The 18,564-nt window shown below is 63.6% G+C and carries 18 protein-coding genes; 1 reads left to right on the top strand and 17 read right to left on the bottom strand.

The window, feature by feature from the left end; genetic code table 11:
• Window positions 1–155: 155 nt before the first annotated feature.
• The 4 genes from FFS21_RS19380 to FFS21_RS19365 all read right to left on the bottom strand — a co-directional run bounded on the left by FFS21_RS19380 (window position 156) and on the right by FFS21_RS19365 (window position 4,777).
• Window positions 156–2,342 (bottom strand): xanthine dehydrogenase family protein molybdopterin-binding subunit, encoded by a 2,187-nt coding sequence (locus tag FFS21_RS19380; RefSeq protein WP_137926403.1) that lies wholly within the window; start codon window positions 2,340–2,342, stop codon window positions 156–158.
• Window positions 2,326–2,766: a (2Fe-2S)-binding protein gene (locus FFS21_RS19375; protein ID WP_137926402.1), complete on the bottom strand. Its 441-nt coding sequence runs from the start codon at window positions 2,764–2,766 to the stop codon at window positions 2,326–2,328. Before FFS21_RS19375 ends, FFS21_RS19380 begins: the two co-directional genes overlap by 17 nt.
• Window positions 2,767–2,889: 123 nt before the next feature.
• Window positions 2,890–3,912 carry a Bug family tripartite tricarboxylate transporter substrate binding protein gene (locus FFS21_RS19370; RefSeq protein ID WP_137926401.1) on the bottom strand — a complete coding sequence of 341 codons (1,023 nt, stop codon included), beginning with the start codon at window positions 3,910–3,912 and terminating at the stop codon, window positions 2,890–2,892.
• A 34-nt stretch (window positions 3,913–3,946) separates the two neighbouring features.
• Window positions 3,947–4,777, bottom strand: a complete 831-nt coding sequence (locus FFS21_RS19365) for an IclR family transcriptional regulator (protein WP_137926400.1) — start codon at window positions 4,775–4,777, stop codon at window positions 3,947–3,949.
• A 347-nt stretch (window positions 4,778–5,124) separates the two neighbouring features.
• On the opposite strand from FFS21_RS19365, the gene FFS21_RS19360 reads away from it, so the two are divergent.
• Window positions 5,125–5,649 (top strand): MarR family winged helix-turn-helix transcriptional regulator, encoded by a 525-nt coding sequence (locus FFS21_RS19360; RefSeq protein WP_137926399.1) that lies wholly within the window; start codon window positions 5,125–5,127, stop codon window positions 5,647–5,649.
• 13 nt (window positions 5,650–5,662) lie between these two features.
• Here FFS21_RS19360 and FFS21_RS19355 read toward each other — a convergent pair whose 3' ends face one another.
• The 13 genes from FFS21_RS19355 to FFS21_RS19295 form a co-directional block, all read right to left on the bottom strand.
• Entirely contained in the window at window positions 5,663–6,121 is a 459-nt protein-coding gene (locus tag FFS21_RS19355) for a hypothetical protein (RefSeq protein WP_137926398.1), read from the bottom strand.
• Window positions 6,122–6,358: 237 nt separating this feature from the next.
• Complete coding sequence (locus FFS21_RS19350; RefSeq protein WP_502705184.1) at window positions 6,359–7,822, bottom strand: MFS transporter; 1,464 nt, start codon at window positions 7,820–7,822, stop codon at window positions 6,359–6,361.
• Between the two features lie 145 nt (window positions 7,823–7,967).
• Window positions 7,968–8,924 (bottom strand): PDR/VanB family oxidoreductase, encoded by a 957-nt coding sequence (locus FFS21_RS19345; RefSeq protein ID WP_137926396.1) that lies wholly within the window; start codon window positions 8,922–8,924, stop codon window positions 7,968–7,970.
• Between the two features lie 48 nt (window positions 8,925–8,972).
• The gene (locus FFS21_RS19340; protein ID WP_137926395.1) at window positions 8,973–9,938 is read right to left on the bottom strand and encodes a VOC family protein; all 966 of its coding nucleotides are present in this window, start codon (window positions 9,936–9,938) and stop codon (window positions 8,973–8,975) included.
• 25 nt (window positions 9,939–9,963) lie between these two features.
• Window positions 9,964–11,442, bottom strand: a complete 1,479-nt coding sequence (locus tag FFS21_RS19335) for an aldehyde dehydrogenase (RefSeq protein WP_137926394.1) — start codon at window positions 11,440–11,442, stop codon at window positions 9,964–9,966.
• Between the two features lie 30 nt (window positions 11,443–11,472).
• Complete coding sequence (locus FFS21_RS19330; protein WP_137926393.1) at window positions 11,473–12,276, bottom strand: aspartate dehydrogenase; 804 nt, start codon at window positions 12,274–12,276, stop codon at window positions 11,473–11,475.
• 12 nt (window positions 12,277–12,288) lie between these two features.
• Window positions 12,289–13,983, bottom strand: coding sequence for a thiamine pyrophosphate-binding protein (locus FFS21_RS19325; protein ID WP_137926392.1), 1,695 nt, complete (start codon window positions 13,981–13,983; stop codon window positions 12,289–12,291).
• Window positions 13,976–14,779: an SDR family oxidoreductase gene (locus FFS21_RS19320; RefSeq protein WP_137926391.1), complete on the bottom strand. Its 804-nt coding sequence runs from the start codon at window positions 14,777–14,779 to the stop codon at window positions 13,976–13,978. Before FFS21_RS19320 ends, FFS21_RS19325 begins: the two co-directional genes overlap by 8 nt.
• 16 nt (window positions 14,780–14,795) lie before the next feature.
• Window positions 14,796–15,674: an IclR family transcriptional regulator gene (locus tag FFS21_RS19315; RefSeq protein WP_137926390.1), complete on the bottom strand. Its 879-nt coding sequence runs from the start codon at window positions 15,672–15,674 to the stop codon at window positions 14,796–14,798.
• Window positions 15,675–15,719: 45 nt separating this feature from the next.
• Window positions 15,720–16,256, bottom strand: coding sequence for a cupin domain-containing protein (locus FFS21_RS19310; RefSeq protein ID WP_137926389.1), 537 nt, complete (start codon window positions 16,254–16,256; stop codon window positions 15,720–15,722).
• A gap of 24 nt (window positions 16,257–16,280) precedes the next feature.
• Window positions 16,281–17,063 carry an SDR family oxidoreductase gene (locus tag FFS21_RS19305; protein WP_137926388.1) on the bottom strand — a complete coding sequence of 261 codons (783 nt, stop codon included), beginning with the start codon at window positions 17,061–17,063 and terminating at the stop codon, window positions 16,281–16,283.
• Window positions 17,056–18,111 carry an aromatic ring-hydroxylating dioxygenase subunit alpha gene (locus tag FFS21_RS19300; RefSeq protein ID WP_137926387.1) on the bottom strand — a complete coding sequence of 352 codons (1,056 nt, stop codon included), beginning with the start codon at window positions 18,109–18,111 and terminating at the stop codon, window positions 17,056–17,058. The genes FFS21_RS19305 and FFS21_RS19300 overlap by 8 nt, the downstream gene beginning before the upstream one ends.
• 42 nt (window positions 18,112–18,153) lie before the next feature.
• Complete coding sequence (locus tag FFS21_RS19295; protein WP_370459359.1) at window positions 18,154–18,459, bottom strand: recombinase-like helix-turn-helix domain-containing protein; 306 nt, start codon at window positions 18,457–18,459, stop codon at window positions 18,154–18,156.
• Window positions 18,460–18,564 lie beyond the last annotated feature (105 nt).

Here is an 18,564-nt window from a genome sequence, read left to right as displayed (position 1 = left end):
TGACACTTCCTTCCACGGCATGGCAGGTCTCCCAAAAGACACTGCCAGCCAGTCTAGATGTGTTACCCATGTCTCCGAACAGGTGTTACCTATGTGTCCGGGCTATACACCGCTCGCGGGAGAGGGGAGCAAACAAGTGGTCGAGCAAAAGCTGCTTACCCCTCCAACCCCATCGGCATCGCCCTTCTCCGCTTCTTCGTCGCCTGATACAACGCATGCGCCACAGCCGGCGCCGTTGGCCCTAACGACACCTCGCCACACCCTTGCGGCGGACGATCACTCTCCACGATCACCGTCTCGATCTTTGGCATCTCCGACAACTGCAGCAGCGGGTAGTCGTGGAAATTGCTCTGCTGCACCACGCCGCCCTTGAACGTGATTTCGCTCTTGAGCGTGTTGGTCAGCGCAAATCCGATGCCGCCCTCGATATTGGCGCGGATCAGATTCGGATTGATCGAGCGTCCGCACTCCACCGCGCACACCACGCGCCGCACCTTGAATGCCTTGCCAGCACGCTCCAGTTCCAGCGCCATCGCCACGTAGGTCTGGAATGCCTCGCCGCGTCCCGTGTAGAGATTGAACGTGAAGCCGCGCGTCACGCCCGGTGCAGGTTTGCGATCCCAGTTCGCCGCCTTGGCCGCCGCATCGAGCGTACGCACGGCCAGCGGGTTATGCGCGAGCAGCGCGCGGCGATAGCGATACGGGTCCATGCCCGCCGCGTCGGCCATCTCGTTGACGAAACTCTCCAGCATGAAAATGCTCGACGTCGATCCCACACTACGCATGAAGCTGACCGGAATCGGCTGCTTCACGTCGATCATATCGACCTTGAGGTTCGGCACGCGATAGACGCAATCGTAGATCGCCTCCAGCATCGTCTCGTCCCAGCCGCCGTGCTGCGCCATGCGCTCGGCCTTGATGACGCCGTACAGCGATTGCCCGGTCAGCCGCGCATGCATCGCCTTCGGCATGCCCTTCTCGTCGAGCACCGCGCGGAAGCGGCCCGACACGCCAGGACGATAGAAGCCATGGCGGATATCGTCTTCGCGCGAGCGAATCACCTTGACGGGCTTGCCCACCGCTGCCGATGCCCGCGCGGCATGCACCACAAAATCCGGCAGGAACTTGCGACCGAAGCTGCCGCCGAGAAACGTTGTGTGGACGATGATCGTTTCGGGCTTGCGCTGGTACAGCTTGCCCAGAGCATTACGCACAAAATCCTGCCCCTGGATCGGACCCCATACCTCGATGGCATCGTCGCGCACATGGACGGTGGCGTTCACCGATTCCATCGTGGCATGCACGATGTATGGCGTGTGATAGTCCGCTTCCACGCGCTTGCCGCCCGCCGCCAGGACGGCATCGGGTTCGCCGAGTGTCGTGGCGACCACGGCCTCGGGCGCACCGAGCGCGGCCACGCGTGCGGCCATGATCTTGTCGCTGTCGAGATCGCGCGACGCACCGGGATCGACTTCCAGTTCCAGTGCATCCGCACCCTTCTTCGCCAGCCAGTAGCTCGTTGCCACCACGATGGCCGCATCCGGCGCCTGCACCACGGCCTGCACACCGGGCATGGCCTTCACCACATCGGCATTGCGAATGCCCGTGACCTTGCCGGTCACGGTGGGCGGCATCTTCAATGCGCCGTAGAGCATGCCGGGCACGCGCACGTCGATGCCGAACTCTGCCGAGCCATCGACCTTGGCCGGTGTATCGAGCCGCAGCAGATTCTTTCCGATCAGCTTGTGGTCGGCTTCGGCCTTGAGGCGCGGCGTCGGATTGAGTGGAAGTTTCGCCGCCGCTTCGGCCAGTTCGCCATAACCGATCGACCGCCCGGTGGCGCCGTGAAACACGCGGCCTTTCTCCGTGTAGCACTGGCCGGGTCGCACATGCAACTGCTTCGCCGCTGCGATCGTCAGCACTTCACGCGCCTGTGCGCCAGCGATACGCAACCGCTGATAGAACAGCGTGGCCGACATCGATGCGCCAACAAACTGCTGCGGTTCCTCGTAGGCGGCGCCGGTGCGATACGCATCGCGTCCGGTGACGAAGGTCACGGTGATGTTCTCCCAGTCCGCGTCGAGTTCGTCGGCCAGTATCTGCGGCATCCCCGTGTAGACGCCCTGCCCGCATTCGCATTGCGACAGACCGAGCGTGATCTTGCCGTTCGGCTCGATCCAGATCCAGTCCGTGATTTCGTTCGTGCCATGCGGACCGCTATCGACGGTTCGCCCCGATGCGAGTACCGGCAGCGGAATGCACAGTGCACCGGCCAGCGCCGCGCTGCCTTTCAGGAAGCCACGACGCGACACATTCACGGCATGTTCACTTTGCTGCAGCATGGACGGCCTCCCGGATGCGGTGATAGGTGGCGCAGCGGCACAGGTTGCTGACTGCGGCATCGATGTCGCGGTCAGTGGGATGCGGGTTCTGCTTGAGCAATGCCGTGACCGCCATCACCATGCCCGACTGGCAGTAGCCGCACTGCGGCACGTCCTTGGCGATCCACGCCTTCTGGACCTTGCTCGACCGATCGGGCGATAGCCCTTCAATCGTCGTCACGTTGCGTCCCGCCACGGTCGAGACCGGCGTGACACAGGACCGCTGCGCATTGCCATCCACATGCACGGTACAGGCGCCGCATGCGCCAATGCCGCATCCGTACTTGGTGCCGGTCAACCCGGCATCGTCTCGAATCACCCACAGCAGCGGCGTATCGCCGTCGCCGTCGAAGCGGGTCGTCTTTCCGTTCAACACAAAGTCCATGGTTGCCCCGTATGTGCAGGAAAAAAACGGCCGCACGCCCCCCTGCACGGCATGGGTGCGACCAGATACAGCACTGGTGAGTAAGAGATGAATGCGATGGGTGCGCCTGACCAGGCGCCGAGGCTATTCCGCCGTGATGTGGTACGTGCGGATCAGCGTGGTCCACGCCGCGGTGTCTTCGCGGATGCGTGCGGCCAACGCTTCGGGAGTACTCGCCACGGGCTCCAGCCCCTGACGCTGCAGATCACTGCGTACGGTTGCCGAACCGAACAGCGTCTGGATCTCGACGGACAATGCATCGGCCATCGGCTTCGGCGTGGCCGACGGCACGAGCAACGCATACCAGGAACTGACGTCGATACCGGGCATGCCCTGCTCCGCCATGGATGGCACATCGGGCGCAGCCGGCGAACGCTTCGACTGCGTGACCGCAATCGCACGCAACGCGCCAGACTGGATGAATGGCGCCAGCGTCGGCCACGTACCGAACAGCACGGGCACCTGCCCGCCCGCGACATCGGTCATGGCTTGCGCGGTGCCCTTGTACGGGACGTGCAGCATGTTCACGCCGGCCTTGTTGCGGAATAGTTCGCCAGCGAGATGGAGGCCACTGCCTACACCGGGACTGGCATAGCCGAGCGGCGACTTGTTGCGATCCGCTTCCTTCGCCAGTGCAACAAGTTCAGGCACGGTGCGCGCCTTGACCGAAGGATGCACGGCCAGCACATTGGGCGAACTGGCCAGCAGCGAGACTGGCCGGAAATCGCGCGCCACCTGATAAGACAGCGCGGGGAATAACGTGGGATTGATCGTCAGGTTGCCAGCCGGCACCACCAGCCAGGTACATCCATCACCCGCCGCGCGACGCACCGCATCGATACCGATATTGCCGTTCGCGCCGGGCTTGTTATCCACGACGATCGGCACACCCTTGCGCGGTTGCAACCCTTGCGAGACCGTGCGAGCCAGTTGATCCGCCGGCCCTCCAGCGGGAAACGGCACCACGATGCGCACTGTCGTGCAGGCCGCATGTGCCGCGCCTGCGCTCAGCACTACGGTTGTCGCCGCGATGCCTGCGAGACCTGCGACGCTGCGTAGCCATCGAAACGCACTGCGCCGAATCTGGATGTGGCTGCCGTCCTGCATGTTTCTCTTCCTGCCTGTGGTGGATGCGGCGATATCAAGCGCCGGCCACCCTGCCGCTCAGGCCTGGCCGGTAATCCAGCAATCGCGACAACTCCGCGGCGGCTTCGCGCACCTGCTCCACCATCGGGTCGAGCAGCGTGGTTTCAATCCGTGCCGCCGGAATCGTCGCACCAAGAGCCGCCACCACTCGCGTGGTGCGATCACGCACCGGCGCGGCGATGGTGGAGATGCTGGCCTCGAAAAAACCTTCATGCAGTACGTAACCGCGCTCGCGGTCGCGCTGCACCATCTCGTACAACTCTTCCACCGTGCGCGGCGTGCTGTCCGAAAACACTTCCAAACGCGGCTCCGGATACAACTCCCGCAACTCGCCCAGCGTCAGGTCCTCCAGCAGGATGCGTCCCAGCACGGTGGCATGCGCTGGCAGGCGCGTGCCCACATTGACCGTGCTCGTGAACGGACGCGCCGCCACGGACTTCGCCACATACACGATCGACCGCCCATCCCGGACCACCAGGTTGCAGGGGTAGTGGATCTCGTCCCGCAACCGGTCCAGCAACGGCCGCCCGAGTTCCGTCAGCTCCAGCGATGCCAGATAGTCGAACCCCAACCGCAACACCGCCATGCCAAGCCGGAACTCGCGCCCACCATCGGTGCGTTCGACAAACCCCATCATTTCCAGCGTCGCGAGCAATCGGAACACGGTCGAGCGCGGCACCTTCAACCGGCGAGCCAGCTCCGCCGCCGACAGCGTCCGGTCCTTGCTGCTGAATTCGCCCAGCAGCCGCAACCCCCGTTCCAGGCCCGGCACGATGTACTTGTCCTGCGAATCCTGTGTCTCCTCTGCGGGAGTGTCCTTGCTCATGGTCTCTCTCTACCTCACGTTCGGTTAGCCATTCAGCCAATGCACGGCAACGGATCGATATAACATGCTTCCCCGTTACCGCACGCGCCAAGGCGCACTGGTGCAGTTCGAACACTAGCAGATGTGTTTTATATATAAAACCAAGATTCACAACAGGAACGATTTGAATGTAGGTTAGCGTTGTTGATGACTCAACTTAAGATAACTCCGGATTGACAGTTGCTGCGCGGTAGGTAAATGTCCTTTCGCAGCACAAAGTTGCGAACAACAATTCATATGAGACAATCGCGTAGCCCGTTCGGGTGAGCCCCCAAACTTTTCTGTCACGCAGTTTCTGCGCACGCCTTATGTCCAGCACCCCCCACATCGCCCCCATCGACGTCGAACCGGTCGACCCCTGGTCGAGCCTGGACGAAGCCGGCAACGGCCTGACCGTCAATGACTTCCTCACGACGATGCTGAGCCAGTTGGTGACGGCCCTGCGCAACAGCGTGACAGAGCCATACGCCACCCAGTTCGACCTGACCGTGCCCGAGTGGCGCATCCTCGCGCTGCTGGCTGCCGATGGCGAAGCGATGTCCTTCGCCGAACTCGTCAAGCAATCCACCTCGGACAAGGCGCTGGTCAGCCGCACGCTTCGCCTGCTCGAAGACCGTGGACTTGTGATCCTTGAATCCGAAGGCAGCACGCCGCGCAAACGTCTCGCCTGCAAGATCAGCGAGCAAGGCGCCGCGCTGCATGCGCAAGTCATCCCCCTAGCCCGACGCGGCCAGGCATCGGTCATCCGGCTGCTGTCGCCGGAAGAGCGGCAAGGTCTCTATACGGGACTGCGCAAGCTGCATGGGATTTGCACGGGCTCGGGGAAGGAGTGATGTCGTAGGGTGGCTAGCGTCGCCTCGATTGGGACTCCAGGACGCGGTCGAGCTTGTCGTGCACTCTCTCAAACTCGTTGCGTATGTGTGCGTCCATCCTGTCCAGCCGCTTCTCGACTCCGTCGGCACGGTGAGTTAGCCCTTTAGCCGTCCCGTTCAACTCGGCGAGTTCCTTTACCGTCTGCGCCGATGTACCCTCCAACCGAGCGATCCGCGCGTTGCCAGCATCGATGGCCTGAGCGGTAGGCGCCACCTTCTCGTTCATGTTTCCGTTGATGAACATGAACATGGACAGAATAAAACTGACGCCTGCACCAATCATGCTCGCTGTCAGCCGCCATCCAACATCACCGGCATTGCCGCCCGGCCTGCTGCTTTCGTTCTCACGTTCCATCTCTAAAACCCCTTTCCCGAAACATTGACCTCCGGCTGACTTTGCATCGCCCGTACCGGTCAAACTCATCGTCGTCATCGATTGACCCTTGCGTTGTTGAACACGCTTCCGTTGTCACCTGCGGTCATCCCATGCCCAGACCCAGACACCGTTGACCGTCCCCACAACTTAAAGGATCAACTTCCGAAATACCATTGGATTTCAGGCGCCAAGCGCGCTTTCAGATTCGTCTCATTACAAAACACGCACCAACAAAAAAGCCCCGCCACCGGGAAAGTCGGTGGCGGGGCGCAGCGACAACAACCACTGTGCGAATCAGACCTCGAGTTCTTCGAGCACCTGTCCTTTTGTTTCGATGCCGAGCCAGAACACGGTTGCGGCGGCCAGCAGCGGCACCACGGCCAGGCCGTAGAACGCCACGCTGAGATTGCCGGTGCCGATGGTCGCGCCGATCAGGCCCGGCGCGAAGATCGCCGCGATCTTGAGCCATGCGCCGCCCAGGCCGCAGCCCATCGCGCGGATGCTGGTCGGATACAACTCCGGCGTGTAGACGTAGGCCGTGATGAAGCCGCACGCGAGGAAGCCCATCGCCAGCGAGCAGAACGTGGCCACCACGTACACCGACGAAGCGTGGAACACACCAGCGAGCAGCAGCGACACCGCGCACAGCACGAACGACACGTTTATCACCGGCTTGCGTCCCACGCGATCCACGATCATCGCGCAGACCAGCGAACCGACCACACCGAGCACCGATGCGCCTGCCGCGAGGTTCAGCGCGAGTTGCAGCGGGGCGTGATAAACCGTCTTGTAGACCGTGGGCAGCCACGTCGACAATCCGTACTGGATAAAGCCGCACGTCGCCCACAGCATCCACACGGCCACCGTGCGGCCGAGATACGCGCCGCTTACCAGATCGCGCACACGGCGTTTTGGATGCTTGCTCGCCATCGCATCGAAGCGCGAGGTATCACCCACCGGCGGCAGCGGTGTCTTCGCACGCGCCTCGAACTGGCGCAATGCGTCATCGGCCTCGGCCATGCGGCCCTTCTCGGCCAGCCAGCGCGGCGACTCGGGCACCAGACGCCGCAACACAAAGAACAGCACCAGCGGCACGCCACCGAGAAAGTACATCACCTCCCAGCCATAGCGCGGCACGAGCACGGCGCCCAGTCCGTTCGACACCATCAGGCCGATGGGGAACACCACTTCGTACAGCAGCACAAAGCGGCCACGTCCATGCGCGCGCGTGACCTCGTTGATGTAGGTCGCGGCCACGGGCAACTCGCCGCCGAGCCCCAGACCCTGCACGATGCGCAGCAGCAAAAAGATCTCGAACGATGGTGCGAAACCGCAGAGCAAACTCATCAGGCCGATGATGCCCGCACTCCAACCAATCGAGCGCAAGCGGCCAAAGCGTTCGGCCAATGCGGGGAACAGCAGTGCACCCACGAGTTGTCCCACCGAGGGCGCGGCAATCAGAATACCGATCTGCGCGGGCGTCAGCGACCAGTGCCCGATCAGCAGCGGCAGCGTGGCGGCAATCGCAATCACGTCGAAGCCATCGAAGAACGTGGCAAGGCCAATCAGCAATCGCGCACGCACATGCATCATGTTGCCGGGCATGCGTTCGATGCGCGCGACGATCTGGCCGCGCGTGACGTTGCCTGGCGAATGATGCGTGGTGTGCGTACCGGCGAAAGGGGTTGCAGCGCCGGGGGCGGCCACTGCGGACGCGTGCGCGCCTGCCGCTGAAATCGCGGCGTCGTCTCTATCGATCAACACGTTATGCATTTCCGAATCGTGTGGGGCAGGTTGCCCGGCGCGCGGCCGCTGGAGCGGCTCGAATGAGCGGGGGGCGAACTTCGAAGAGCCGCGAGCAAGCAGGTCGCGGCGCGTACATCAGGGGAACATCAAAGATCCGTCACAGGTCGAGCACCAGGCGTTGCCCCTTGCAACCGGATACGCAGACCATCATCGTCTTGTTCGACGCCCGCTCGCTGTTGCTGAGCACGCTGTCGCGATGTTCGGGGCAGCCTTCGATCACGGCCGTTTCGCAGGAGCCGCACACGCCTTCGCGGCAGCTGTACTCCACCTGCACGCCCGACTCGAGCAGCGCATCGAGCAGCGACTTGCCGGGCGGCACGCTCACCTGCTTGCCGGTCCGTTGCAGCATGACGCTGTACTCGCCTTCCTGCACTGTTTGCGTAGCCGGGTCAGCGGCAAAGCGCTCGATATGAACGTTCGGATAGCCGTGCGCTTCGCACGCGGCCTCGAAGGCATTCAGCATCGGTCCGGGACCGCAGCAGTAGAAATGCGTGGTAGCGTCCTGCCCGGCCAGCATCGCCTTCATATCGGGCGGCACGCCGGCTTCGTCGTCGAAATGAAAACGCACGGCATCGCCGTAGGCCGACAACTGTTCGACGAAACCCGCTTCCTCGCGCGAGCGTGCGCAGTAGAGCAGCGTGAACGGCTTGCCGCGCTCCGCCAGACGGCGTGCCATGCAGACGATGGGCGTCACGCCGATACCACCGGCCACGAGCACCGTATGCGCGGCATCCTCGTCCAGCGCAAAGTGATTGCGCGGCACGGCCACAGTGAGCGTGGCGCCCACGCGCAGTTGCTCATGCACGTAGCGCGAACCACCACGGCTGTTGCGGTCCTGCAGCACGCCCACCGTGTAGCGGTCACGCTGCTCCGGCGCACCGCACAGCGAGTAGCTGCGCACCAGGCCGTTGGCAAGATGCAAATCGATATGCGCACCCGGTGCGAACTCGGGCAATTGCGCACCGTTGGGGTCACGCAGTTCGACGCTGACGACGTTGCGTGCTTCGAAACGCATGGCCTGCACGCGCAGGGTCAGGGATTGGCTGGCACTCATCACTCGATCCTTCCTTCTACAGCTTCAACACTTCGACGCTTACACGACTCAACGCTTTTCCGTCAGGAACTTGCCTTCCGGACCACCGGCGTTCTTCTGCCGGCGCGTGTTGCCATCGAGGCCGCCTTCGATGGCCCACTCCGCAAACATCGTCGGGCCCGGTTCGAATGCACGCGGCTCCCAGTGCGCATCGAGCTGGTCTTCGTCGGCGTAGTACTCGATCAGTCCGCCGGCCGGATTCTTGAAGTACCAGAAGTACGCCGAAGAAATCGGATGGCGGCCCGGGCCGAGTTGCGTATCCCATCCAGTGCGCGACATATGCATGCCACCGCCGAACACCTCGTGGATATCGCGCACGGTGAACGCCACGTGATTGAGACCGGCCTTGCCATGCGGCAACTGCAGCAGGAACAGGTCATGGTGACCGCCCTCCGCCGTGCAGCGCAGGAACGCGCCGCGGTCCGGGTAGTTGTCCGATTGCACGAAGCCGAACTTCTCGATGTAGAACTGTTCCGTCGCCTTCACATCCTTGACGAAGAACACCACGTGGCCCACTTCGATCGGCACCGCACGTTCGTAGATCGGGCTGCGCTGGTTCATGCGCGGCTTCTCGTTCCACGTATTCATCAGCGCGCAATCCACCTGCACGTCATGCTTGCGCGACACCTGGAAGCGCACGGCCAGGCCGTTCGGATCGGTGCAGCCAATGCGTGCACCACCCTGTTGCGAGACGAACGTCGCCTCGCCCGCGATGGCTTCGCGCAGTTCGCGCAGCGATGCCTCGTTATCCACGCCCCACACCACTTCGCGCAGGGTCGGGCCGTCTTCGATGGCCGGTGCCAGTGCTGCGTCACCCATCTTGCGCACCAGCACGCGGCAGCCGTTCAACGTTTCAAAGTCCAGACCGTCGGCATCGTCGCGCTTGATGGTCAGGCCCCAGTCGCTGAAGAAGCCACGGCATGCATCGAAATCATCGGCACCGTAGACGATCTCGTCGATTCCCAATACTTTCATTTCCAGTCTCCGTCGCGCCGTCGGCTCAGTTGCCGGCCCACGGCAGCGGTTGTTCGTTCAGGCCCCAGTACACGCTCTTTTGTTCCATGTACTGCAGGATGCCCAGCCGTCCCTTCTCGCGACCCAGGCCGCTGTCCCGCCAGCCGCCGAACGGGGTCGAGATCGAGAACTGCTTGTACGTGTTGATCCATACGTTACCGGCTTGCACGGATCGTGCCACGCGCCATGCGCGCTTGTAGTCGCGCGTCCAGATGCCCGCCGCCAGCGCATACACACTGTCGTTGGCCTGTTCGATCAGATCGTCTTCGTCATCGAACGGCATCGCCACCAGCACCGGCCCGAAAATTTCTTCCTGGCAGATACGCGCATTGTTATCGAGGCCTTCGATGATGGTCGGGCGATAGAAGTAACCGTTCGACAAGCCCGACACCTCGGGACGCACGCCACCCGTACGCAACTGGCCGCCTTCGGCCACGCCCGCTGCCACATACGATTCGATGCTGTCGCGGTGCCGATCGGTAATCAGCGGCCCCATTTGCGTGCGTTCATCGGCGGGATCGCCCACGCGCAGCTTTGCGGCACCGGCGGCCAAACGGTCGATGAACGCCTCGTACTGCGAACGCGCCACAAACAGACGCGAACCCGCGATGCACGATTCGCCCGACGAACTGAAGATGCCGTACAGCACACCATTCACCGCATGATCGAGATCGGCATCGTCGAAGACCATGGTCGGCGACTTGCCACCCAGTTCCAGCGACACCGGCATCATCTTGTCGGCAGCGATATGCGCGATGTGCTTGCCCGTGGTGGTGCCGCCCGTGAACGACACGCGACGCACCAGTGGATGCTTGGTGATGGCATCGCCGATGACCGAACCCTTGCCCGGCAGCACGCTGATCAGGCCCTTGGGCACGCCAGCTTCCTCGCAGATCAGTGCGAGTTCCAGCGCCATCAGCGGCGTGACTTCCGCAGGCTTGACAATCACCGCATTGCCAGCGGCCAGTGCCGGCGCCATCTTCTGCGCTTCGCTCGCAATCGGCGAGTTCCACGGCGTGATGGCCGCTACAACGCCCATCGGCTCGTACACGCTCATCGTCAGGCAGTCGCCACGCTGCGGCGTGATCTGCTCTTCCAACGTTTCGAGTGCCGCACCGAAGAACTGGAACGTACTGGCGGCGCTGGCTACCAGTGCGCGCGTTTCGCTGATGGGCTTGCCGTTATCCAGGCGCTGTCGCTGGGCCAGTGCCTCGGACTTCGCGCGAATCAGGTCGGCCACGCGATACAGCACGGCGGCGCGCTCATGCGGCTTGCGCTGTGCCCAGCCACTGATACGGAAGGCACGCCACGCACCCTCGATGGCTTCCTCCACATCGGCCAGGCTGGCCGCGTTGAGTTCGGCCACGACCTCGCCCGTGGCGGGATAGCGCGTGGCATAGCGGTCTCCCGTGCCCAGGCGCCATTCGCCGGCGATGCAGATTGGAAGGACTTGTTGCGTCGTCATGAGGAAGTCTCGGTAAATCTCGTTATCGGATCAGATCGACACCGCGTGCGCGCGGTTGCCGAGTGCGCGGACCACGCTGAACACGGTCAGTGCGGACGTCTTGGGGTTCGCCGCCAGCGGCTTGCCGCGCATCGTCAGTTCGAAGCCACCGAATGCGCCGCGTGCTTCCACGTGGTGCACGTTCTCCACTGCGGACGGGTCCGCCAGCAGCTTCACCGATGTGCGATCCAGACCCAGCCCGGCCAGCGATACCGTAGCCGCCACGTTCGCATTCTTCGGATACAGACGCGCCGCATCGCGTGCCGTGCCTTCGAAGATCACAGTCGGCTCCTTCAGCCCGGCCAGATCGAACAGGTCCGCTGCGGGCGTGCCTTCCCATGCGCGCGCCGGCTTGCGGCCCGTGTAGATCACCTCGTCCAGACCGCCCACTCGCGCAGCGGCCAATGCGTCGATGGCACCGATGGCACCGGACAGCAACTGCACCTGCGTGTTGCCACGCCGTGCCGCCGCTTCCAGCCGTTCGGCCACGCCCGGTTCGGAGAGTGCGCCGACCGACACCACCATGCACGGAATGCCGCGTTCGAGCGCCGGGATGATGTGCTCTTCCAGCGCGCGGTGTCCTGCGCATTCGACGAGCAGATCCGGACGCGCCCCATCGGCGAGCCGCGTGGCCACGCGCGCGTTGGGCGCGAGGGCAGACAGCGCACCACGCGCCTCGTCCATCGTGCCTTCGGGCACGATCACCACATCGAACACGACATCGCGGTCAGCCTTCAGCAACTCCAGCACGCCGCGGCCAATCGCCCCGCAACCCACCATCGACACATGCAGCATGGACGTTTCTCCTCAGGCCAGCGCGGCGGTGTTCGCCATCTCGGCCTGCTTGTTGACCGGCGGGCCGGCAAACACGGTCTTGAACGTGCCGATCGACAGCATGTCGATTTCCAGCATGAACGGACCCGGCTCGATCGTGGCTTCTTCCAGTGCGGCACCCACATCGGCCAGGCTGCTCACGCGGCGATGGCGCAGCGCCAGCGACTGGCACAGTTGTGCATAGTCGGGCGTATGCAGATCGACATAGTGGCGGCGGCCGCCGTACTGCGCGTCCTGGATGTTCTTGATCACGCCGTAGCCTTTGTCGTTCATCAGCACGATGACCATGTCGGCGCGTTCCTGCACAGCCGTTGCCAGTTCACCGAGGTTCAGGATGAAGCCACCGTCGCCAGCCAGCATGAACGTCTTCTTGCCCGACACCGTGGCCGCAGCGCCCACTGCCGCGCCGATACCCATCGCCAGGCCCTGGCCGATACCACCGCCCAGTGCATGCACGCCTGCACGCGAATCGAAGATCTGCAGATGACGATTGCCCCAGGTGCTGTTCGACACCGTGACGTCGCGCACCCAGTTGAAGTTGCGGCCCACGGATTGCTGCAGCGCCTGCACCAGCGCGCTGTACGGACCGAGTCCATCGACCAGTGCACCGACGGCCACGTCATGCGCGCGGCGCAGATCATCGGCAAACGTGGCGTCAATCTGCATGCGGCCTGCGAGGCGATCAGCCAGACCGTCGAGTGCGAGCGCGGCATCGCCACTGACGAAGTAATCGCTCTGGTAGCAGCGGCCTTCCGATGCCGGATCTGCGTCGATACGCAGCAGCGGACGCGGCAGCTTCAATTCGTACTTCAGCGTTTCATTGCCACGCAGACGCGAACCCACCACAACCATCGCATCGCACGTCTGATAGAACGTCTCCACGGGCTTGTGCAGGTTGTACGCACCCAGCGAACGGGGATCGTCTTCCGCCACGATGCCGCGACCCTGCGTGGACGTCACCACGCCAAAGCCCATGTCCATCAGACGCTTCACCTGCTTGCTGGCATGACGGGCGCCACCACCGAGCCACAACATCGGACGCTTGGCTTTGATCAGTCGTTCGGCCAGTGCGTCGAGTGCATGCGCCGACGGTTGGTGCACAGGCACCGGCAGCGGCTTGAGGTCGCTCGGCATCGGGATCAGTGCGGCCTGGATGTCGATGGGAATCTCCACGCTGACGGGGCCGGTCGGCGCGGTCAGCGCGGTCTGCACGGCCAGTTTGATCGTGGAGATGGCGGTGTCGGCGCTGCGGATGCGGAACGCAGCCTTAGACACGGCCTTCAGCATCGTGAGCTGGTCCGGTGCTTCGTGGATGTAAGCGAGGCTCTGGTCCAGGTACGGCGTTTCGATCTGGCCCGTGATGTGCAGCATCGGCGTGCCTGCGGTCAGCGCTTCCACCATCGCACCGGCTGCGTTGCCTGCGGCAGTGCCCGTACTCGTCAGGCACACGCCGAGGCTGCCCGTGGTGCGTGCGTACGCATCGGCCATGTTCGTGCCGCCTGCTTCGCCGCGCGCGGGAACGAAGCGGATCTTGCCGCGCTCGCCCATCGCATCGAGGATGGGCATGTTGTGGATCGAGATCACGCCGAAGGCGGCCTTGACGCCGCACTGCTCCAGGAAGGCTGCAATGGCGCAGCCCACGGTGACTTGTTGTTGCTCGTTACGCATGACGGGAGAGTCCTCCGGAAATATCGATATGGCTGCCCGTGGTGTACGAAGACAACGGCGAGGCAAGGAACAGGATGGCGCGGGCGGCTTCCTGTGGCAGGCCAAGACGGCCCAGTTGAATGTGTTTCTGTTTGGCGAGGCGCGCGGTCCATGCGGCCCAGTCCAGGTGTTGGTCTTCCTGCGGACGCGCTTCGAAGCGGCGGCGCCACTGGCCCGATTCCACCAGACCGATCAGGATGCCGTTCACGCGCACGCCCTTCGGCGCAAACTCCGTTGCGAGCGAGCGCACCAGGTTGTGTACGCCAGCGCGTGCCGCCGATGTGGCCACCATATGCGGCTCCGGCTGCGTAGCGAGCAGCGAGTTCACGCACACCACTGCACCCTGCCTGGACTGTTCGAGCTGCGGCAGGAAAGCACGCGTCGGGTGAATCACCGAGAAGAACTTGAGTTGCAGTTCTTCAACCCATGCGGTGTCCTCTGTGGTGGCGAACGTCGACACGCGGCCCTGGCCGGCGTTGTTGACGAGCATGTCCACGGGTCCGAGCTCGCGCGCCACGTCGGCGGCGAATGCGTTGACCTGTTCGGGCTTCAGTACGTCGCACGGTGCCGCGTACAGCTTGCAGCCTGCGAAGCGTTCGCGCAGTGCGGCTTCTGCGCTGCGCAGGCGCGCCTCATCGCGGCCACACATCGCAACGGCAGCACCCGCTTCCAGCAGCAACTCGACCGTGGCGAGTCCGATGCCGGAGGACCCACCGGTGACGACGGCAACCTTGCCATCGAGTTCAATCATGGACATCGTCCCCTTCCCTTTTCTAGTCTCGGACCATCGATACGACCCGGGCCTGCATCGCCTTTGCGTGGCGATGTGCCCGATAGCCCAGCAGGCGCGACAGCTCGCCCGCCGATTCCCTCACCTTGTCTGTCATGCCCTGCAACTCTTCTGCGGGCAGCCGCGACGCAGGCACAGTCGTGCCCAGCGCCGCCACGACCTTGCCCGTGCGATCACGCACCGGCGCAGCAATCGTGGAGATGCTGGTTTCGAAGAAGCCTTCCTGCAGGTCATAACCGCGCTGCTGCACTTGTTGCACCAGTGCGAACAGGGCTTCCACGGTGCGTGGCGTGTTGTCCGAATAGACCTGCAACTGCGCTTCCGGATACAGCTCGCGCAATTGCGCAATGCTCAGGTCTTCCAGCAAGACGTGACCCAGTACCGTGGCATGCGCGGGCAGGCGCGCGCCGACGTTGACGTTGCTCGCAAACGGACGCGATGCCGCAGCCTTGGCCACGTACACCACCGAGCGGCCATCGCGCACCACGAGGTTGCACGGGTACTCGATGTCGTCGCGCAAGCGATTCAGCAGCGGCGCGCCCAGTTCGGTCAGTTCCAGCGATGCGAGATAGTCGAAGCCGAGCCGCAGCACCGCGAGCCCCAGCCGGTATTCACGGCCACCATCGGCACGCTCCACATAGCCCGTGGATTCCAGCGTGGCCAGCAGGCGGAACACCGTGGAGCGCGGCACATCGAGTCGGCGCGACAGGTCCGCTGCGGACAGCACACGATCGCGCGCGCTGAACTCGGCCAGCAGACGCAGGCCGCGTTCCAGGCCCGGAACGATGTAGCGTTCCAGGTTGTCCTCTGGCGTCGATGCTGCAACCTCGATGTCGGCAACAGCGGATGGATTGGCGCTCATGATGTGGGGTCGGCTTCTTCTGTCTCTATCGCGTGATCGAGCGGCTTAACGCTTGACCTTGGTCAGCGGGTGCTCGGGCGGATACGTCGGCGTGATGGGCTTCTTGGCGCCGAGCATCACGCACATCAGCGCGTCTTCCTCGCCGATATTGATTTCTTCGCGATACACGCCCGGCGGCACCGACACGAGATCGCGGTCCGTCAGGATCGTCTCGAAGCGCTCGCCGTCTTTTTCCAGGATCAGCTTGATCTTGCCGCGCAGGATGAAGAACACTTCTTCCACGTCGGTGTGCAGGTGCGACGGGCCTTCATGACCGGCCGGGATGATCATGGTCGAGAATGTGAAGTGCTCCGACGGCACCGTGTTGGTGTCGGTAGACACGCCCGTGCCGCCCGTACCGAGATAGCGCATCTGCGCACGGCGATACTTGGGGTCGTAGTCGGCCTGGAACTTCAGGGCGTCCCAGTCATAGCGGCGGGTGCTGAAGCGCGCCACGCGCGATTCCATCCACTGGTCGAACGATGCGCCCTCGGGTTGTTCCCACGTGCGCTTGATGTTTTGCTGTTGCGACAGATCGCTCATTTGGATTCCTCGGATTCTCTGGTTTCAGTGCATGACAAAGCCGCCGTTGACCGCCAGCGTCTGGCCGGTCACGAAACGGGCGAGGTCGGACAGCGCGAACAGCACGGCGCCGCTGACGTCATCGGGTACTTGTTCGCGCTGGATGGCGCGCTGGTTGCGATACAGGTCGTGGCGATGCTGCGGCACGTATTCAGTGGCTTCCACCAGCGTCAGGCCCGGCGCCACGGCGTTGACCGTGACGTTGCCGTCGCCGAGTTCACGTGCCAGCGAGCGGGTCATGGCGATGATCGCGCCCTTGCTTGCCACATAGGCCAGCAGGTTCGGTGCGCCCCACAGCGGCGTGTCCGATGCGAGATTGATCACGGCACCGCGTCCGCTTTCACGCAGCGCCGCCGTGCAAGCGGCAGTCATCAGCCAGGTGCCACGTACGTTCACGTTCATCACGCGATCCCACGTTGCCACCTCCAAACCCGTTAGGTCACGGCCACCGGAGTCGGTTACTGCGCCGTTGTTCACCAGTCCATCGAGACCGCCGAGCGCTTCGATGGCAGCATCGGCACACGCTTGCACCGATGCGGGATCGTTGAGGTCCAGCTGCAATGCCACCACATCGAAACCGCGCGCCTTCAATACGGCGGCCGATTCGTTGACGCGATCCGCAAGGATGTCGGCCATCGCGACGCGACCGCCCGCTTCGGCAATCGCCGTGGCAAACGCCAGGCCCAGTCCGCGTGCGGCGCCCGTCACGAGTACGCGTCGGCCAGCGAGCAAGTTGGCCTTCGATGGCGCGTTCGAGAAATCAGGCATGGGTCGCGGCTCCGGACACCGGTTGCAGCATCGCCACCGGTTCGTCTGCCACCTCGGCATCGGCGCGACGCTTCAGCAGGCGACGCACGCGCGTGATGCCGGCATCGTGCGCATAGAGCATTTCGTGATCGCGTGCCTGCGGGGCCATCGATTCGAGTACCACGCGGTCCTGCTCCAGCACGTCCCAGTGCAGACCTTCCAGACGATTGCGATACAGGAAGCGCCACACGTCGCGCTCCCAGCCCTGCACATGACGGGTACGCCAGAAGTACACCATGCAGTGTTCTTCATCGACCGGCGTGGCAATACCAACGATGCCGAACGGACCGCCGGGGCCAGCCTTGTCGCGATACGGAATCGACAGACGCAGCCACATCGTGCCGGTCTCGCCAAACTCCACCCAGTCGAAGTTCACGCCGCGCTGGCCGGTCTTCTCGAAGACCAGACCGTGATCCGTTTCCACGACCTGCATCACCGCCGACTTCTCGCCGCTGGCCATCGAGTGCGACACCGCATGCAGGTAGGCACCGTGCATCGGGTCCATCACGTTGTCGATGGCGTAGCGGTAGTTGCAATCCCAGTGCGCCACGCACAGGAAGTTGCTGTGTTCGTCGCTGACCAGTTCCTCGGGCAGTTGCAGGGCGTCGGCATCCGTCGGTGCGCGGTCGCCGAACCACAGGAAGATCGCACCGGCCAGCTCTTGCACCGGATAGCTGCGCACGCAGGTGCGGCCTTCGAGCGGGCAGTTGTCCACGGCCGGTACGCTCTTGACCTGGCCGTCGCCACCCACTTCCACGCCGTGATACCAGCAGGCCACGCGGTCGCCGAGGTTCCAGCCCATCGACAGACGCGCGCCACGGTGCGGGCAACGGTCTTCCAGTGCGCTGACGCGGCCCTCGCTGTCACGCCACACCACGATGTTCTGGCTCAGGCGCGTGATGCCGATGGGTGCCGCGCCCACTTGCCACGACGCCACCACCGGATACCAGTAGTTGCGCAGGCCGCTGTTCAGTCGCGCTTCGGCGCGTGCTTGCTTGTTCGATTCCATGTCTGTGCTCTCGCTTGTATGTCGCTGCGTTGGCTGGGCCGGTCAGGCGCCCAGGCGGCGCATTTCGGAGAGGAAGGCGGCTTCGGTCCATGGCTGGCCGTCCGCACTCAGAAAATTCGCACGGTTGAATGCACGCACGATGTCTTCCGGAGATTTCGCACCGCCTTCGAAGGCGGCTTCGAGCGCATCGCCCAGCGCGTTCTCATAGGCGGTGGGTGCGGCGGCGCGCGTTTGCCAGACGATGTTCTGAACATGGCCGGGCTTCTCGATATGACCCTTGCCGGCCACGTTGTTGGGTGCGGGACGCTCCCAGGGCACCAGGTTCGGGTTGTACGCGAGGCTTTCCATTGCGCTTTGCTCCATGGCTTTGCTTTGTGTGGGACGGCTGGCTCAATCGGCTGTCGCGTTCGAAGGTCTTCGCGCTCCCTGCGTTTTACCTATGAAACACGAGTT

The organism is Cupriavidus sp. 2SB (assembly GCF_005503625.1).
GTDB lineage: Bacteria > Pseudomonadota > Gammaproteobacteria > Burkholderiales > Burkholderiaceae > Cupriavidus.
The sequence above is the reverse complement of the archived record's forward strand: the minus strand, read 5'-3'. Positions and strand labels throughout refer to the sequence as shown.

What these genes read in the sequence shown, in the direction of transcription:
- FFS21_RS19325 (WP_137926392.1), bottom strand. Translation starts at nt 13,983, where the DNA reads ATGCGTAACGAGCAACAACAAGTCACCGTGGGCTGCGCCATTGCAGCC.
- FFS21_RS19370 (WP_137926401.1), bottom strand. Translation starts at nt 3,912, where the DNA reads ATGCAGGACGGCAGCCACATCCAGATTCGGCGCAGTGCGTTTCGATGG.
- FFS21_RS19305 (WP_137926388.1), bottom strand. Translation starts at nt 17,063, where the DNA reads ATGCCTGATTTCTCGAACGCGCCATCGAAGGCCAACTTGCTCGCTGGC.
- FFS21_RS19375 (WP_137926402.1), bottom strand. Translation starts at nt 2,766, where the DNA reads ATGGACTTTGTGTTGAACGGAAAGACGACCCGCTTCGACGGCGACGGC.
- FFS21_RS19360 (WP_137926399.1), top strand. Translation starts at nt 5,125, where the DNA reads ATGTCCAGCACCCCCCACATCGCCCCCATCGACGTCGAACCGGTCGAC.
- FFS21_RS19295 (WP_370459359.1), bottom strand. Translation starts at nt 18,459, where the DNA reads ATGGAAAGCCTCGCGTACAACCCGAACCTGGTGCCCTGGGAGCGTCCC.
- FFS21_RS19380 (WP_137926403.1), bottom strand. Translation starts at nt 2,342, where the DNA reads ATGCTGCAGCAAAGTGAACATGCCGTGAATGTGTCGCGTCGTGGCTTC.
- FFS21_RS19315 (WP_137926390.1), bottom strand. Translation starts at nt 15,674, where the DNA reads ATGAGCGCCAATCCATCCGCTGTTGCCGACATCGAGGTTGCAGCATCG.
- FFS21_RS19365 (WP_137926400.1), bottom strand. Translation starts at nt 4,777, where the DNA reads ATGAGCAAGGACACTCCCGCAGAGGAGACACAGGATTCGCAGGACAAG.
- FFS21_RS19335 (WP_137926394.1), bottom strand. Translation starts at nt 11,442, where the DNA reads ATGACGACGCAACAAGTCCTTCCAATCTGCATCGCCGGCGAATGGCGC.
- FFS21_RS19320 (WP_137926391.1), bottom strand. Translation starts at nt 14,779, where the DNA reads ATGTCCATGATTGAACTCGATGGCAAGGTTGCCGTCGTCACCGGTGGG.
- FFS21_RS19330 (WP_137926393.1), bottom strand. Translation starts at nt 12,276, where the DNA reads ATGCTGCATGTGTCGATGGTGGGTTGCGGGGCGATTGGCCGCGGCGTG.
- FFS21_RS19355 (WP_137926398.1), bottom strand. Translation starts at nt 6,121, where the DNA reads ATGACGACGATGAGTTTGACCGGTACGGGCGATGCAAAGTCAGCCGGA.
- FFS21_RS19345 (WP_137926396.1), bottom strand. Translation starts at nt 8,924, where the DNA reads ATGAGTGCCAGCCAATCCCTGACCCTGCGCGTGCAGGCCATGCGTTTC.
- FFS21_RS19300 (WP_137926387.1), bottom strand. Translation starts at nt 18,111, where the DNA reads ATGGAATCGAACAAGCAAGCACGCGCCGAAGCGCGACTGAACAGCGGC.
- FFS21_RS19310 (WP_137926389.1), bottom strand. Translation starts at nt 16,256, where the DNA reads ATGAGCGATCTGTCGCAACAGCAAAACATCAAGCGCACGTGGGAACAA.
- FFS21_RS19340 (WP_137926395.1), bottom strand. Translation starts at nt 9,938, where the DNA reads ATGAAAGTATTGGGAATCGACGAGATCGTCTACGGTGCCGATGATTTC.